Source organism: Mesorhizobium sp. M0184 (assembly GCF_040322215.1).
GTDB lineage: Bacteria > Pseudomonadota > Alphaproteobacteria > Rhizobiales > Rhizobiaceae > Mesorhizobium.
This window is the reverse complement of the sequence record NZ_JAMYSZ010000026.1, coordinates 1-15,573: the sequence shown is the minus strand read 5'-3', so window position 1 is coordinate 15,573 and position 15,573 is coordinate 1. Positions and strand designations below refer to the sequence as shown.

Annotated in this window: 10 protein-coding genes and 3 pseudogenes; 11 read left to right on the top strand and 2 right to left on the bottom strand. The window is 63.0% G+C overall.

Features of this window, described 5'->3' with window-relative positions; all coding sequences use genetic code 11:
* Window positions 1-86 precede the first annotated feature (86 nt).
* The 8 genes and pseudogenes from NKJ23_RS25635 to NKJ23_RS25600 form a co-directional block, all read left to right on the top strand.
* The gene (locus NKJ23_RS25635) at window positions 87-929 is read left to right on the top strand and encodes an SDR family oxidoreductase (protein ID WP_352683300.1); all 843 of its coding nucleotides are present in this window, start codon (window positions 87-89) and stop codon (window positions 927-929) included.
* Complete coding sequence (locus tag NKJ23_RS25630; protein ID WP_352683218.1) at window positions 929-2,272, top strand: cytochrome P450; 1,344 nt, start codon at window positions 929-931, stop codon at window positions 2,270-2,272. Before NKJ23_RS25635 ends, NKJ23_RS25630 begins: the two co-directional genes overlap by 1 nt.
* 148 nt (window positions 2,273-2,420) lie before the next feature.
* Window positions 2,421-3,413, top strand: a complete 993-nt coding sequence (locus NKJ23_RS25625) for a polyprenyl synthetase family protein (protein WP_352683298.1) — start codon at window positions 2,421-2,423, stop codon at window positions 3,411-3,413.
* A 147-nt stretch (window positions 3,414-3,560) separates the two neighbouring features.
* A complete protein-coding gene (locus NKJ23_RS25620) occupies window positions 3,561-5,111 on the top strand; it encodes a hypothetical protein (RefSeq protein WP_352683216.1) in 1,551 nt (516 codons plus the stop codon).
* Window positions 5,108-6,010, top strand: coding sequence for a terpene synthase family protein (locus tag NKJ23_RS25615; RefSeq protein ID WP_352683214.1), 903 nt, complete (start codon window positions 5,108-5,110; stop codon window positions 6,008-6,010). Before NKJ23_RS25620 ends, NKJ23_RS25615 begins: the two co-directional genes overlap by 4 nt.
* Before the next feature lie 85 nt (window positions 6,011-6,095).
* Complete coding sequence (gene fni / locus NKJ23_RS25610; protein ID WP_352683212.1) at window positions 6,096-7,145, top strand: type 2 isopentenyl-diphosphate Delta-isomerase; 1,050 nt, start codon at window positions 6,096-6,098, stop codon at window positions 7,143-7,145.
* A 417-nt stretch (window positions 7,146-7,562) separates the two neighbouring features.
* Window positions 7,563-8,923, top strand: a pseudogene (locus tag NKJ23_RS25605) (ISKra4 family transposase).
* A gap of 524 nt (window positions 8,924-9,447) precedes the next feature.
* Window positions 9,448-9,896: pseudogene (locus NKJ23_RS25600) on the top strand (HipA domain-containing protein); the annotation flags it as partial.
* A 152-nt stretch (window positions 9,897-10,048) separates the two neighbouring features.
* On the opposite strand, the gene NKJ23_RS25595 reads toward NKJ23_RS25600, so the two are convergent.
* Window positions 10,049-10,429 carry an IS110 family transposase gene (locus tag NKJ23_RS25595; RefSeq protein ID WP_352683210.1) on the bottom strand — a complete coding sequence of 127 codons (381 nt, stop codon included), beginning with the start codon at window positions 10,427-10,429 and terminating at the stop codon, window positions 10,049-10,051.
* Between the two features lie 968 nt (window positions 10,430-11,397).
* Here NKJ23_RS25595 and NKJ23_RS25590 point away from each other — a divergent pair.
* The 3 genes and pseudogenes from NKJ23_RS25590 to NKJ23_RS25580 form a co-directional block, all read left to right on the top strand.
* Window positions 11,398-12,348 carry a methyltransferase domain-containing protein gene (locus NKJ23_RS25590; protein WP_352683209.1) on the top strand — a complete coding sequence of 317 codons (951 nt, stop codon included), beginning with the start codon at window positions 11,398-11,400 and terminating at the stop codon, window positions 12,346-12,348.
* Between the two features lie 219 nt (window positions 12,349-12,567).
* Window positions 12,568-14,052, top strand: coding sequence for an aminotransferase class V-fold PLP-dependent enzyme (locus tag NKJ23_RS25585; RefSeq protein ID WP_352683207.1), 1,485 nt, complete (start codon window positions 12,568-12,570; stop codon window positions 14,050-14,052).
* A gap of 595 nt (window positions 14,053-14,647) precedes the next feature.
* Window positions 14,648-15,250 (top strand): annotated as a pseudogene (locus NKJ23_RS25580) (transposase family protein); the annotation flags it as partial.
* Between the two features lie 36 nt (window positions 15,251-15,286).
* Here the strand turns inward: NKJ23_RS25580 and NKJ23_RS25575 are convergent.
* The coding region (locus NKJ23_RS25575; RefSeq protein WP_352683205.1) for a transposase at window positions 15,287-15,573 on the bottom strand (287 nt) is incomplete at its 5' end.

Here is a 15,573-nt window from a genome sequence, read left to right as displayed (position 1 = left end):
ACGAGCGCGCCAGCGCCGACCCTGCGCCTTCTCCGGCGGAGGCCGAGCGGCATGCTGCGAAAGACCAATGCAATTCAGGAGACACGATGGGACGGTTTGAAGGCAAGGTGGCCGTGGTGACCGGCGCCGGCGCCGGCATCGGCCAGGCATGCGCTCTCGCCATCGCGCGCGGGGGCGGCAGAGTGGTGGTGGCCGACATTGATGGCTCGGCGGCCATCGCCTGCACCGCGCAGATCGCGGCCGAAGCAGGCCACGCGCTGCCCATAGCCATGGATATCGCCGATGAGCAGGCGGTGGCAGGGCTGTTCGAGACGGCGGAGCGGCACTTCGGGGGGGTCGACCTGCTGGTGAACAATGCGAGCGCCATGCATCTGACCCAGCGCGACCGCGCGATCCTCGACCTGGACCTGGCAGTCTGGGACCAGACCATGGCGACCAATCTGCGCGGCACCCTGCTCTGCTGCCGGCAGGCCATCCCACGGATGATCGCCCGCGGCGGTGGCGCGATCGTCAACATGTCGTCGTGCCAGGGACTCAGCGGGGACACCGCGCAGACGTCCTACGCCGCGTCGAAGGCGGCGATGAACATGCTCTCGGCTTCGCTCGCCACCCAATACGGTCATGCGCAGATCCGCTGCAACGCCGTTGCGCCGGGTCTCGTCATGACCGAGCGTCTCCTCACCAAGCTGGACGAGTGCATGCAACGGCATCTGCGCCGTCACCAGCTCCTGCAGCGCGTCGGCCGCCCCGAGGACGTGGCCGCGCTCGTGGCGTTCCTGCTCTCCGACGATGCTGCGTTCATTACCGGCCAGGTCGTGTGCATCGATGGCGGCATGCTGGCGCATGTGCCGACATACGCCGACGGCGGTAACAGCTGCGCCGCGCGCCCTGCCGGCGACACCGAATCGGCGGCGGCGGCGCGCTGCTGATGGACATGCTGCTCAACCCACTCAACCGTCGGCACCGGCTGCGATGCGACATCCCGGTCATGCCTGGCGCTTTCCCCCTGGTCGGGCATCTTCCCGCCATCGTCTGCGACCTGCCGCGCCTGCTGCGGCGCGCGGAACGGATGCTGGGCAGCCACTTCTGGCTGGATTTCGGCCCTGCCGGACACCTGATGACCTGCGTGCATCCGGATGCGTTCGCACTGCTCCGGCACAAGGACGTCTCCTCGGCGCTGATCGAAGAGATCGCGCCCGAATTGCTTGGCGGAACGTTGGTTGCCCAGGACGGCGGCGCGCACCGGCAGGCGCGCGATGCGATCAAGGCGGCGTTCCTGCCCAAGGGGCTGACCCAAGCCGGCATCGGCGACCTGTTCGCGCCCGTCATCCGGGCGCGGGTGCAGGCCTGGCGCGACCGCGGCGAGGCAACCATCCTGCGCGAAACCGGCGACCTGATGCTCAAGCTCATCTTCAGCCTCATGGGAATCCCCGCGCAGGACCTGCCGGGATGGCATCGCAAGTACCGGCAACTGCTGCAGTTGATCGTCGCGCCCCCGGTCGACCTGCCCGGACTGCCCTTGCGGCGCGGCCGCGCCGCCCGCGACTGGATCGACGCGCAGTTGCGCCAGTTCGTTCGCGACGCGCGCGCGCATGCTGCGCGCACCGGGTTGATCAACGACATGGTGAGCGTCTTCGACCGCAGCGACGATGGGCTCTCCGATGACGTCCTGGTCGCCAATATCCGCTTGCTGCTGCTTGCCGGTCACGACACCACTGCCTCGACGATGGCCTGGATGGTGATCGAGCTGGCGCGGCAGCCTGTGCTGTGGGACGCCCTGGTCGAGGAGGCGCAACGCGTGGGCGCGGTGCCGACCCGGCACGCGGACCTGGCGCAGTGTCCGGTCGCCGAGGCGCTGTTCCGCGAGACGCTGCGCCTGCATCCGGCGACCACGCTCCTGCCTCGTCGCGCGCTGCAGGAATTGCAACTCGGCCAACGGCGCATTCCCGCGGGCACCCATCTGTGCATCCCGCTGCTGCATTTCTCGACCTCGGCGCTGCTGCACGAGGCGCCTGATCAGTTCCGCCTGGCGCGGTGGCTGCATCGCACGGAGCCGATCCGCCCGGTGGACATGCTGCAGTTCGGTACCGGCCCACACGTCTGCATCGGCTACCACCTGGTATGGCTGGAAATGGTGCAGTTCTGCATCGCCTTGGCGCTGACCATGCACCAGGCCGGGGTGCGGCCGCGGTTGCTGAGCGGCGTCGAAAAAGGCCGGCGCTATTACCCGACCGCACATCCGTCCATGACAATCCGCATCGGATTCTCATGAGCTGGCATCGCATGCCCCGTGTGGCGGGCAGCGGCGCCGGCGACGCGCGACATTGCTGCACTCGGCGCGCGCGCTCGGTGCGACGCCGGCAACACCGCGGCGGCTCGGCGCTCGCCGTGGCCGTGTCAGGTACAAGGACATGAACAACATGCAGACCGGTTCCACGCTACACGACGACCGAACTGGCGTTTCTGCGCCCGGCGGATTGGGCGCGCAGGCGCGCGGCGCATCCGGCAGGCTGCTGCCGGAGATCTGGATGCAGGACGGCGCAAAGCGGGTCGAACAGGCGCTGGCGCGTCTTCTCTGCGCCCAAGACGACGGTGAGACCGAGCTGATGGCGGCGATGCGCTACGCCACCTTGCATGGCGGGAAGCGCACCCGCGCCTTGCTCTGTCTGGCTGCCGGCGCACTGGCCGACACGCCGGCGCACATGCTCGACGACGTCGGTGCCGCCATCGAGATGATGCACGCCTGTACCCTGGTCCACGACGACCTGCCCGCGATGGACGACGACGTGCTTCGCCGCGGCCGTCCGACCGTGCACGTCAAGTTCGGCGAAGCCACTGCGATCCTGGTCGGCGATGCGCTGCAGGCGCACGCGTTCCTGACCCTGGCGAGCCTGGATGCGCCGGGCGACAACCGTATCGCGCTCGTGCGCGAACTGGCGCAGGCCGTGTCAGCCGAGGGTGCCGCAGGCGGGCAGGCCATGGATCTGTCGCTGGTCGGAAAGCACGGCGAGCTGAATAGGATCCTGGAGATGCACCGGATGAAGAGCGGAGCGCTAGTGCGCGCGTCCGTTCGCATGGGCGCGCTATGCGCCATCGCGGAGGAGGCCGCGCACGCTGCGCTGTACTGTGCGCTCGATCGCTACACCGCCTGTTTAGGGCTGGCGTTGCAGGTGATCGACGACATTCTCGACGCGACAGCGGATACCGCGACGCTGGGCAAGACCCCCGGTAAGGACGCGGCGGCGCAGAAGCCGACCTGCGCGTCGATCATGGGGCTGCAGGCAGCGCGCCAGTTCGCGCTGGATTTGTTGCGCGACGCGGGGGAGGCCATCGTCCCGCTGGGGCCGCGTGCGGAACGGTTGGCGCAGATGCTGCAGCGGGCCAACGTGTATCTGTCCGCGCCATACGCATGAGCGCGCCTGTCCGCATGGACTCGCCCCTGTGCTGCTGCGACCGGCCGGCGGGGGGTGCATGCTGCTCTTTGTCCGAGTCCGCGGCGCCGATCGCAGCGATTGCCCGATCCTGGTCCTCGTCAACCGTCTGCAGAAGGAACATCCCGCGTGAACGCGCTGTCCGAACAGATCCTTTCCGAATTGCGCCACCTGCTGAGCGAGATGAGCGACGGCGGCAGCGTCGGTCCGTCCGTCTACGACACGGCGCGAGCTCTGCAGTTCCACGGCAACGTCACCGGTCGGCAGGACGCATACGCGTGGCTCATCGCGCAGCAACAGGCCGATGGCGGATGGGGAAGTGCGGACTTCCCGCTGTTCCGCCATGCGCCCACGTGGGCGGCGTTGCTGGCATTGCAGCGTGCCGATCCTCTTCCCGGCGCTGCCGGCGCAGTCCAGGCTGCAACCCGGTTCCTCGAGCGCCAGCCCGATCCCTACGCGCATGCGGTGCCGGAAGACGCGCCGATCGGCGCGGAGCTGATCCTGCCGCAGTTGTGCGGCGAGGCCGCATCCTTGCTTTCCGGCGTGGCGTTTCCGCGCCACCCGGCGCTGTTGCCGTTGCGGCAAGCGTGCCTGGTCAAGCTGGGGGCGGTGGCGACCTTGCCGAGCGGCCATCCGTTGCTGCACTCCTGGGAAGCCTGGGGGACGTCGCCGACCACCGCATGCCCGGATGACGACGGCAGCATCGGCATCAGTCCGTCCGCCACCGCCGCGTGGCGTGCGCACGCCGTGACACAGGGGAGCACGCCGCAGGTCGGGCGCGCCGACGCGTATCTGCAGGCGGCATCGCGGGCGACGCGCAGCGGCATCGAAGGTGTCTTTCCCAACGTCTGGCCGATCAATGTATTCGAGCCATGCTGGTCGCTGTACACCCTGCATCTGGCCGGTCTGTTCGCGCATCCCGCGCTCGACGAGGCGGTGCAAGTGATCGTCGCGCAGCTCGACGCCCGCCTGGGCGTGCGCGGTCTGGGCCCGGCCTTGCACTTCGCGGCCGATGCGGACGATACCGCCGTTGCGATGTGCGTCCTGCGCCTTGCAGGCCGCGACCCGGCGGTCGATGCCTTGCGCCATTTCGAAATCGGCGAGCTGTTCGTCACCTTCCCCGGCGAGCGCAATGCCTCGGTATCGACCAACATCCATGCCCTGCATGCATTGCGAATGTTGGGAAAGCCCGCCGACGGCACCAGCGCCTACGTCGAGGCCAATCGCAACCCGCATGGTCTATGGGACAACGAGAAATGGCACGTTTCGTGGCTGTATCCCACCGCGCATGCGGTCGCTGCGCTGGCGCAAGGCAAGCCCCAGTGGCGCGACGAACGCGCGCTGGCGGCGCTGCTGCGGGCGCAGCGCGACGACGGCGGCTGGGGCGCCGGTCGCGCGTCCACATTCGAGGAAACCGCCTATGCGCTGTTCGCGTTGCACGTGATGGACGGGAGCGAAGAGCCGACAGGGCGCCGGCGCATCGGGCGGGCGGTGGCGCGTGCGCTGGAGTGGATGCTCGCCCGCCATGCGGCGCATGCATTGCCGCAGACGCCGCTGTGGATCGGCAAAGAACTGTATTGCCCCACCCGGGTGGTGCGCGTGGCCGAACTCGCCGGGTTGTGGCTGGCGCTTCGTTGGGGGCGGCGCGTCCTGGCCGAGGGAGCAGGAGCGGCGCCATGATCCAGACCGAACGCGCGCTGCAGCAGGTGCTGGAGTGGGGGCGTTCCCTGACCGGGTTCGCCGACGAGCATGCCGTGGAAGCGGTCAGGGGCGGCCAGTACATCCTGCAGCGCATCCACCCGAGCCTGCGCGACACCAGCGCCCGCACCGGCCGCGATCCGCAGGACGAAACGCTGATCGTGGCGTTCTATCGCGAACTGGCGCTGCTGTTCTGGCTCGACGATTGCAACGACCTTGGCCTGATCGCGCCGGAGCAGCTCGCCGCGGTGGAGCAGGCGCTGGGGCAGGGCGTGCCGTGCGCGTTCCCCGGATTCGAGGGCTGCGCTGTGCTGCGCGCTTCGCTGGCCGCGCTCGCCTACGATCCTCGCGACTATGCTCAGCTTCTCGACGATACCCGGTGCTACTGCGCGGCGCTGCGCGCCGGACACGCGCAGGCCGCAGGGGCGGAACGCTGGTCCTACGCCGAGTACCTGCACAACGGCATCGATTCGATCGCCTACACGAACGTGTTCTGTTGCCTGTCGTTGCTGTGGGGACTGGACATGGCGACCTTGCGCGCGCGTCCGGCGTTTCGCCACGTCCTGCGGCTCATCTCCGCGATAGGGCGCTTGCAGAACGATCTGCATGGACGCGACAAGGACAGGTCGGCCGGCGAGGCCGACAACGCGGCAATCCTGCTGCTGCAGCGCTACCCGGCTATGCCTGTGCTGGAGTTCCTTAATGACGAGCTGGCCGGCCATACGCGCATGCTGCACCGGATGATGGCGGAAGAACCCTTTCCCGCGCCGTGGGGACCGTTGATCGAGGCCATGGCGGCCATCCGCGCGCAGTACTACCAGACCTCGACCAGCCGCTACCGCAGCGACGCTGCGGGGGGAGCCCAGCGTGCGCCGGCCTGAACGAGCGGGAGGCGGCGGCGTGCGCACGCTGCGGTCGGTCCGATCCGACGCAACGCCGTCGCTCGATGCGACGGATGGAGCGAGCATGAGCGACACCGCCCTGAGCCGGCGCAAGGACGACCATCTGGACGTCGTGCTGGATCGGCGAACGGCGCCGGCCACGGTCGCCGCCGGCTGGGAGTACATCCGTTTCGAACACTGCGCATTGCCCGAGTTGGACCTGACGCAGATCGATCTGCGCGCCTCGCTGCTGGGCAAGACCATGCGCGCGCCGCTGCTGATCAGCTCCATGACCGGCGGCATGCCACGCGCCGAGCCCATCAACCGGCATCTGAGCGAGGCAGCGCAAGCCTTGGGGATCGCCATGTGCGTCGGTTCGCAGCGCGTGAGCCTGCAATCCCGCAACTCCCAGGGGCTGACGCGCGCGCTGCGCCGCCTGGCTCCAGACATTCCCTTGCTGGCCAATATCGGCGCCGCGCAACTACGCGAGGCCGGCGGCCTGGACCTGGCGCGCCGGGCGGTGGATGCGCTGGAGGCCAATGGCCTCATCGTCCATCTCAATCCGCTGCAGGAAGCGGTACAGCCGGAGGGCGACCGCGACTGGCGCGGCGTCCTGGCGCAGATCGCTCGCGCCGCGCGCAGCGTGGGCGTGCCGATCGTGGCCAAGGAAGTGGGGTCGGGCCTGTCCGCCTCGGTGGCCTGTGCGCTCGTCGAGGCGGGCGTGGCGGTGATCGATGTCGCCGGCGCCGGCGGCACCAGTTGGGCCGCGGTGGAGGGCGAGCGCGCCCGCGATGCCGCCGACCGTGCAGTGGCGATGGCGTTCGCCGATTGGGGGATTCCGACCCCGGCCAGCGTGCAGGCGGTACGTCGGGCGCTGCCCACGGTGAAGCTGATCGCGTCGGGCGGGATCCGCGACGGCGTCGACGTGGCCAAGGCCATCCGCCTGGGCGCGGACATCGCCGGGCAGGCGGCCGGCGTGCTGCGCGCGGCTACGGTATCCACCGAGGCGGTTGTCGCGCATTTCGAGATCGTCATCCGCCAGTTGGCCGTCGCCTGCTTCTGCACCGGCTCGGCTGATCTTGCGGCGTTGCGTCAGGCGCGCTTGTTGCCCTCGGCGCATCTGCCCGCCGGTTGATGCCGGCGTCGCCCGTACGTGGCGGCGGGCGCCTAGTCTTACTGAGTCAGAAAGTCGCGGATGCGGGGGATTCGCGCTGGTCGCGGATTTGTTAGGATGCTGCTTCGTGATCAGGGAAGCGCCCCGCAATGCCCGACTGGACAGCCGAGAGTGAAGCCGCATTCGACGCCTATGTCGATGCTTTGATCGGGGTGATCGGTCACGCCGACCGAGCTGAGCCCCTGAAGGGGTCGGAAGAAGGTGCACCGGGGGACCGGCAAGGAGTAGATGGTGCAAATCCATTGCAATGAAGGAGTAGCGATCCACATTGACCCCGAGTCATGCGCGGTCGGTCGTGAGGAGACCGGTAACTTCTCTGGGGTCAAACACGGGTTGTTAGGCTTGAGCAGTCCATTAGCATCGTTTTGAGACAAAGCGATGGCGGTGGAATGGACGGTTACGATCGAGGGCCGGAACGAGTTGGCGACACATGCCCGAAGGAGGTCCGCATAGACAAGAGCTGAGAGAGCCTGTTCCACGGCGACATCGGCTTATCGATCCGCGATAGCAAGAAGATCATGGCAGCGCTGCAGAACGCGGTCGTGAATCACGAGGCGGAGACGTATGCCCTTCTTCGCCGGGTTTGCCATACGTTTCGACCGGTCAAGGACTACACGACACGCCGGATCCGAACCGTCTTCGGCGCCGTTGAGCTTAGTCCCCGATGATGCTGTGCCGGGAATGCCATCCAGGGATGGTCGGTGCTTCGCGCTGCTGAAGGAAATTTGTCCCCGGAGCTGATGGAACTGACGGCGCGGCTAGGAAGCATGCTGCCCTAGCGGCAGGCGGCGAAGGTGCTGGCCGATTTCCTGCCCACTGAACCGACTGAGACGCATGCGACCGTGCGCAAGCGTACCATCAGGATCGGCAAGCGGCTCGACGATCAGGTGCAGGAAACTTGGCGCGCGAGGTCCCAAACGGATGACCGATGCCAGCTTGAGCTGCAGCTTTCCGGAGATCGGCGCAAAGAGTTCGTCATCAGCATTGATACGGCGCACGTTCGTAGCGCTGATCAACGTTCGGCGCGAAATTTCGAATTCGTCGTGGCCAGATGCGGCCGCGGGGGGACGGGGCGAAAGGGGCGGTCGCTATTTCGTCACCGGCAGCACCGACCAGCAGGCAATCCGCGATCGAGCTCTTCACTCTCTCCAGGAAGTCGGATATCGCGCCTTTGGGGATGTGACGGTGATCTCGGACGGGGTCGAAATCCTAAAGCGGCTGCCCCGCGCCATGCCCAAACCGACGACCCACATCATCGACTGGTTTCATATTGCCATGAAGATCCAGCCCATGCAGCAGATCGCCGGTCACATCGTGCGATCCCGATCCGGCCCCTTGAAGCGCTTCCAACCGTCGACACGGACATCAGAGCCGTGAAGTGGCGACTGTGGCATGGGCGGGTCGGTCGTGCGATCCGCGACCTGGAGCAACTTCTAGTAAGACTGAAGGAAGGCGAGTTCTCGATCGCACGGCTTCACAGTCTCCGGAGCGCAGCTCCTGACCTATGTCCGTTCGAACCGCGGCGCGATCGTCAACTATGGAAGCGCTACCGGGCTGGGCTTCGCGTCGCCACCACTCTCGCCGAGTCGGCGGTGAACTCAGTCGTCGGGAAACGTATGGTCAAGAAGCAGCAGATGCGCTGGTCGCTTCACGGTGCGCATATGCTCGTGCAGGTCCGGGCGGAGATCAATGGGAACTTCGCAACCGGCTGCGGGCGCCTTTCCGACAGCCAGAACTGAACGGGCCTCCAATAGCCTACGCGCTTACCGTCATCTCAGTCCCCAGTCGATTATGTCCGCGGCCAGGGCATCGATATTCCCGCCGAGTTGCTCCCAGGTCGCACCGCTTCCTTGGCTCATATCGCACTCACCGGAGACTATCTCTGGAACGAAATTGACCGACCCCTGGAACGCTTCAGGCCGATCCGCGCTAACCGCTTCAATCCAAACATTTTCGAATTCTCTTAGCGGGTATTATCGTAGAAATGCCCACGGAGTCCCGGTTACAGGCAGCCCGCGAACACGGGCGAAAGGACGCCGTCCGAAACTAACGCCCTTTCAGCGCTCCGAAATCATCGGCATGTCAAATGAAGGCCGTCCGGCAGCTGAAATCGCTCGTCTCTTTCGCGTTTCATGGGGCCACCGTCGGGCGCATCGGCGCCGAGGTCAAAATAGCCGTTCGCTGAATGTTCTTTCAGTTGGCCGTTTTCGCAGCGACGTACGCAGCGGGCCCATCCGGTAGAAACGCGGCTGGGCGGTGGTACATAGCCTTGGCCCTTGGCGTGGCCGTCTCGCCTACGGCGGCTCTCGAATTCGTCCGCCGGCTGGTGCTGACGGTCATCACCGGCAATGGCGACATGCACCTGAAGAACTGGTCTTTGATTTATCCCAGTAACGCGACAAGCCGGTGCTTGCACCAATCTACGACCTTCTGTCGACCGTGCCATATATTCCCGCCGACGCCCTGGCGCTTTCGCTTGGAGGGGAGCGCTCGTTCAAGGCGCTAGCAGCATCGCGATGGAAAGCATTTGCGAACCGTGCAAGGCTTCCGGAGCCGGCAGTCCTGAAGGCAGTGGTCGAGACCGTCGAACTCGTCAACGAGCACTGGTGGCATCTGCTTGCGCGCGACGTTGTCGCGGCGAAAGTGCTCGAGCGGATCGACGAGCATGTGAAGGCGATGACGCCGATACTGAACTCCTGCGCCGAGAAGTGAGCCGAGTCCCCTTGGGTTGGTGATATGGCCGAATTATCGCCCGTGGCCCGGATGGATGTCGGTGGATCGAAGGTATACCAGCGATCCGCTCTGGTGCGTCTATGCCGGTCCGATAGGTAAGCGCGACCACCACCCCGACACCCGGGATCGCATCAGCCGCCGACGGATGGCATCTTTCCGGAGCAAGCTCGGGCTAAGCGGTCGAGTCGGCAAAACTCCTCGAGAAGTGTCCTTCGTACCCGTAGCATCGGCTCCGTAATTGCAAGTGAGCTCGGCGTGTCCCCGACGAGTTCCAGGACCCGCGCTTCGAACGAGTGTTTGGTGACATGGCCGATCCGATATCCGCAGACCTTCAGAGATCCCCTGACCGAGTTCTCGATATCCTGAAGCTGGTTCATCAGCTGCTGGCGATTGACGAGCAGCATTCCTACTTGCTGTGCTTCTTCGCTTTTGACGAAGACCTGTCGGAACCAGCCGAGCCGGACGAGGTGCGCAATTCCTCGTGCGTCATTGCGGTCTGTTTTGTTGCGCACGGCGCACAAACCGGCCTTGAGGTGTCGGCATTCGAGCCAAATCGCAGGAAACCTGCCGAACGCAGCTCACTATCCGGTTGCCTGGGAAGTCCTTGGCTCTGAGCTCGCCAGACATGCTTCTGCGGCGCGTTGCGATCCTTCAAAATCGCCTTCAACCGCTTGCGGTCCGAAGGCTTCACCCTGATGGATATTCCCGTTCGCACGCTGCATATTCGCATAGATTGGGAATCCTCAGAGGGATTCAAATGTCAGGCGCCATCCACTAGTCACATTCATCAAAATCGCTTCGTAAATGTTTATATATGTATACCTTAATTTATCATATTTTCTCAGATACGTGACGATTAGTAGTGTACATTCCTATCGAATAGTTCGCGTTCAGGAGAATTATATGTCATCTGACTTCGGCGTGGCCTGCGAGTTCGATGGGGGCCTTTGCCCGGAAGGTGTTCGGCCACGCTCGTTCGCCAACTGTTAGTGGAACAGTGCTGCGGTATTTCAGGCGTCATCCAGGAAGCGAGAAAGGCCTTCAATGCAACCGTGCCCGGCGCCTTAGCCGTAATTGCCAAAATAAAAAAACCGACATGCTTATTGGTAAGCATGATGTCCAACGATCGCGAGTCTCTGCTCGCTGGTGCAACCAATAGTCTATTTGATCGAATACTGCTGCATCTAGCGAGCGCGCAACGACAAAGTTCTCAAGTTCCGCAGTTGGCCCACGTCAGGAGGTGGCTGGTTGGTTCTTCAGAGATTTCTATAACAGTACTCGGAGTAAGATGGATACACAGCCTGAAAAGAAGGAGTAACGCCACACTGAATGCCGACAGTCACAAGATGTTCCACGGCAGCAACAGCCCCTCCAGAGCCGGTCTGTAAACTCAATGATTCACCCTCTCATCGCTGAGGTCCGGCAGGGGACAATTTCTGTCGCTCTTCTCGCTGGCAACTGATCACCACGGAGAACTGCGGTGTTTCCCAATATTCTAGATTCGTACTTCGTCCAGTTGAAACAGATAAACCCGGTGGCCTTCAAGGCGATCGAGCCCCGAATGGTTAGAGAATCATCCGCCTGCCTTACCAATCTGGCCAATCTCTCGCGCAATGAGTTCACCTCGGAAGGGCGTGGGTCGGATTACCTCGATAGCATCCAACTGTCGCTGCTGGCGCGATCGGAGGGTGTTATGGATCTTCTGGGCAAGATGCACCCCAATGGTTGCGACGGACTTTGTTCGTCTATGATCATCTGTGATCTTCTCGCCGGTGACGGATACGTGAACAAGGTAGCCCACCAGATCTTTGGTGCGGCGCGTTGCCCGACGTTCATCAATTCTGACATCTCTCAGTTCATGGTGGACCGTTGCATCCGCGACGGCCTTTTTGCGATTTGGCAAAGCGCGACTGATCCGTTCTGGATTAAAGACGGATCGGTGGACGGTGTGCTGATGGCTTACGGCACGCACCACATCCAGCGCGCTCAACGCCCCGCCGCTGTCCAGGCGGCTGCGCGAATTCTCCGGCCCGGCGGCATCTTTGTTCTCCATGACTTCGAAGAGGGCTCACCCACCGCCCGCTGGTTCGCTGACGTGGTGTCAACACATTCCGTGACGCCGCATGACTATCCTCATTTCACCGCGGGCGAGGTGCTCGACCTGTTCGCTGCTGCGCAGTTCGATGAGGTAACTGTGCAGCGAATCACAGACCCGTTCGTCTTCCACGCAGGAGACGAGGAGAGCGTTCTCCAATTGCTGGCCGAATACGTCGTGAAGATGTACGGGCTAGAGAAGCTCCGGGCCCATACGCAGCGTGTGCTCGCGCTTCTTGATGAGTATTTCGGGCTCGCCGTGACACGAACCTCTCGCGGTGACTTCGAAGCGCGCATAGCGCGCAATGCCTTGGTCGGCAGCGGGCGACGGGTGTGAAATACAGTATCACGGGCCCCATCAAAGGCCGACTTCTGCTTACTCTACCGTGTCGTAGTCGTCTGCTTTTAATTCTCGAATTGGATGGAAAAGAAGGTGATACCGCTCAATTTGTCAATTCTCCGTCGCCTACTTTGACCTAGACCGCGGGGCATACGCCTCTCGCTATCCGGACTTCGCCCCAACGCGCACTGAATTCCGAACAAGGAATTGCATGACATGCCCTCACATCTCGCTCGGCTTGGTGTCTTTCCAATCATCAACTGCGGTAGCATGCGGTCATTCTACGGCAACACGGTCGCACTGCCGGAAGTCGTCGAAGCCATGGCGGAAGCGGCACAGACCCATGTCATAATGGAAGAGTTGAAAGAAGCTGTGAGCCTACGCCTTGCAGAGCTCACGGGATTCGAAGCCGGGCTTGTGACCTGTGGCAGTGCCGCAGCGTTGTTCCTAGCAGCGGTGGCTTGCACAGCGGGAAACGATCCCGAAAAGATGCTGGGTCTGCCCAAGACTTTTGGAACCAAGAATGCAGTCCTTGTGCCGGCTGCCCACCGGTTCATCTATGATCACGCTTTCCGGCTTGCCGGCCTGCGAATCGTCGAAGTGCACTCCCTGGCGGACGCCGCGGGCGTCCTGAAAACAGATTCAGTTGCGATGATTTGCTACCTTGGTATGCGCGAGAAAGCTGGAGCCATGCCGTTCAATGAGTTAGCACGTCTTGGTAGGGCTAATGGCACTCCAGTGGTTGTCGACGTGGCCTCGGAATTCTTGCATCGCCCCAACAAATGGCAGCACCATGGGGCCGACATCGTTATCTATAGCTGCGGAAAGTTCATGAGGGGGCCACAAGCGTCCGGCCTGTTGCTTGGCCGGCAAGATCTGATTGAAGCCGCCTGGCGCAATTCCGCCCCCCAGCAAGCGGCGGGCCGCTGCATGAAGGTAGGCAAAGATCAGATGTTGGGTGCGGTCATTGCTGTAGAGCAATGGTTCGCAGAGGATAGGTTTAACTTGGAGCTGGATCGGTGCTTTGATTATCTTGGCACCATAGAGAAGGAACTCAAGGAAGAGCCTCTGCTGAAGACTGCATTCCACCAAACGACGGAGTGGTCGGTTCCGAGGCTCCGAGTAAGCTGGGATGACATGCCGGCCAGCCCTCATGCCAATCTCTTAAGGGCGTCACTTCTCAAAGGTTACCCCCGCGTTCTGATTTGTGATTTTGGTATGACTTCGTCCAGCTTCCTCATTGATGCCTTCAGTCTGAGGCGGGACGACTGCCATATCGTGGCGAAGAAGATCGTGGAGTTTTTCCGTTCAGGCGCCCACAATGATCGGCCGGGTGACCAACTTCTGATGCTGAACGATCTCGCAGGTACCTGGGCCGTTGCCATCGATTTCTCAGCTGGTCGGGAGATGCACAAGTTCATCATAGAGAACTCTGCCAATGGCCTTGACGCAGTTCATTCCGGCCTTTTGTTCGACGCTCCGATGGTAGTTAAGGGAATGCTGGATCGGTTGGAGTTCACAAGCAAGGTGCCCTTCGAAGGCGTGCATCTCTACTATCGCTTCACTGGAAGGCCTGTGTCACACGGCCTTGAGGGAGATGTCGTGATGGGAGCGGCCTCTGCCACTAACAGCGGTCCTGTCGCTGCTGCACAGTTCGGGACCGCTCATTGGCGAGCAAAGCGCGTCGACTTGAGCGGCTGACCCGAACATTGTTGGCTACCACTCTGAGAGGCCGTTTGGAAAATCAGAAAATTGGGGTTTCGGGGAGGCTGGTTTGTGATTCAACGTGTGGACGGCCCCCATTGAGCAAGAAGATTCTGACAGTGGCAATACTGAAGTGGTACGTTCATTCATGTGTTCGGCCTTTTTTTGTGCGGCCTCGGGCGGCTGGCCATTATGGTGTCGGTGGATCGGGCCCTGATTAAGCTGCCGCGGTGCGATGCGCGTTGATCCCTCAGGTTCTCCCGATCCCTGGTTTGACCGGATCTGCATCACTGATATCGTTCTCTCCTGCCCAAACTGGATGTCGCGCGACCGTCGGTTACCCTCGAGCCATTGACGGCGTCGCGCGGTAGTTTTCCTCACGCGCCATCACCGCCCAGGCGATCGGCGTTATCTTATTGGCGACAGTGACTGTGACCAGCCGTGCCGGCTTACATTCGAGCAACGGTTCGCCGGTTCGCCCAGGTATTGACGGTCATCGCTTTTTTCGCCGCGTGTATCCGACGACCGCCGTGGCGCCGTAGCTGTTTGATCATGATGGCGCATCATTGTCGTCCGAATCAAAGGATGCGCTATAGACCAGGTTCTGCATGGGAGCGCCACGACGACAGAGGCGGTCCGTCGAGCGAAACAGCATAGTCAAGAGAGCCTGAGGGCGCTGACGAAGCGCTATGGCATCGGTCAGAAGGTAAGCGCCCAGCAGCGGCCGTTCAGCCGGCGTGATGATTGAATGGCAGGAGTTGATATCAGAAGACGGATAGGAAGTGGAGGAACCGAACGTCGACTGCCGATCTTCCGACCGGGCCAAGAGAAGCGCGCTCAACAGTGCTGTCAGTCAAGGAGGAGGCGGTCATCGTCGCCTTTCGGCGCTATACGCTGCTGCCGCTGGACGATTGCCTGCGCTTCAGCCGACGATCCCGCATCTGTCGCGTTCGTCGCTGCCTGCAGCGTTACGGGGTAGGCAGATTGCCGGATGTCGAGGGTGACAGGTCGGCAAGGAAGAAGTGCAAGGCCAATCCGATCGGCTACTTCCATATCGATATCGCCGAGGTCCGCACCGAACCGAGCAGGGCAAGCTGCATATGTTCGTGGCCATCGACCGGACCTCGAAGTTGCCTTCGTCGAACTGCATGAGAAGGCCACGACAGCGGTTTCGGCAGACTTCCTGCGCCACCTGGGACTGTCAGGAATTCTGTGCGCGAGGCCGGCCTCGTCATTGGCTGACGAACCTCTCGCCGAAGACAACGGCGAACTGGGTCTTGGCCTCGAACCATTCGCGCGGCGGTCGTTTCCATTCCTCAGCCGCATGGTTCAGGACCAGATATAGCAGTTTCATCGCCGCGTCGTCACTCGGGAAGTGTCCGCGGGTGCGGACGGCGCGGCGCAGCTTGGAGTTCAACGCCTCAATTGCGTTCGTAACCGGTATGATCATGACGGTGCCATCCGATCCCCGCTGGAGATGAGCGATTTTCGGCGTATGGTGCGACCATCCGGGACAGG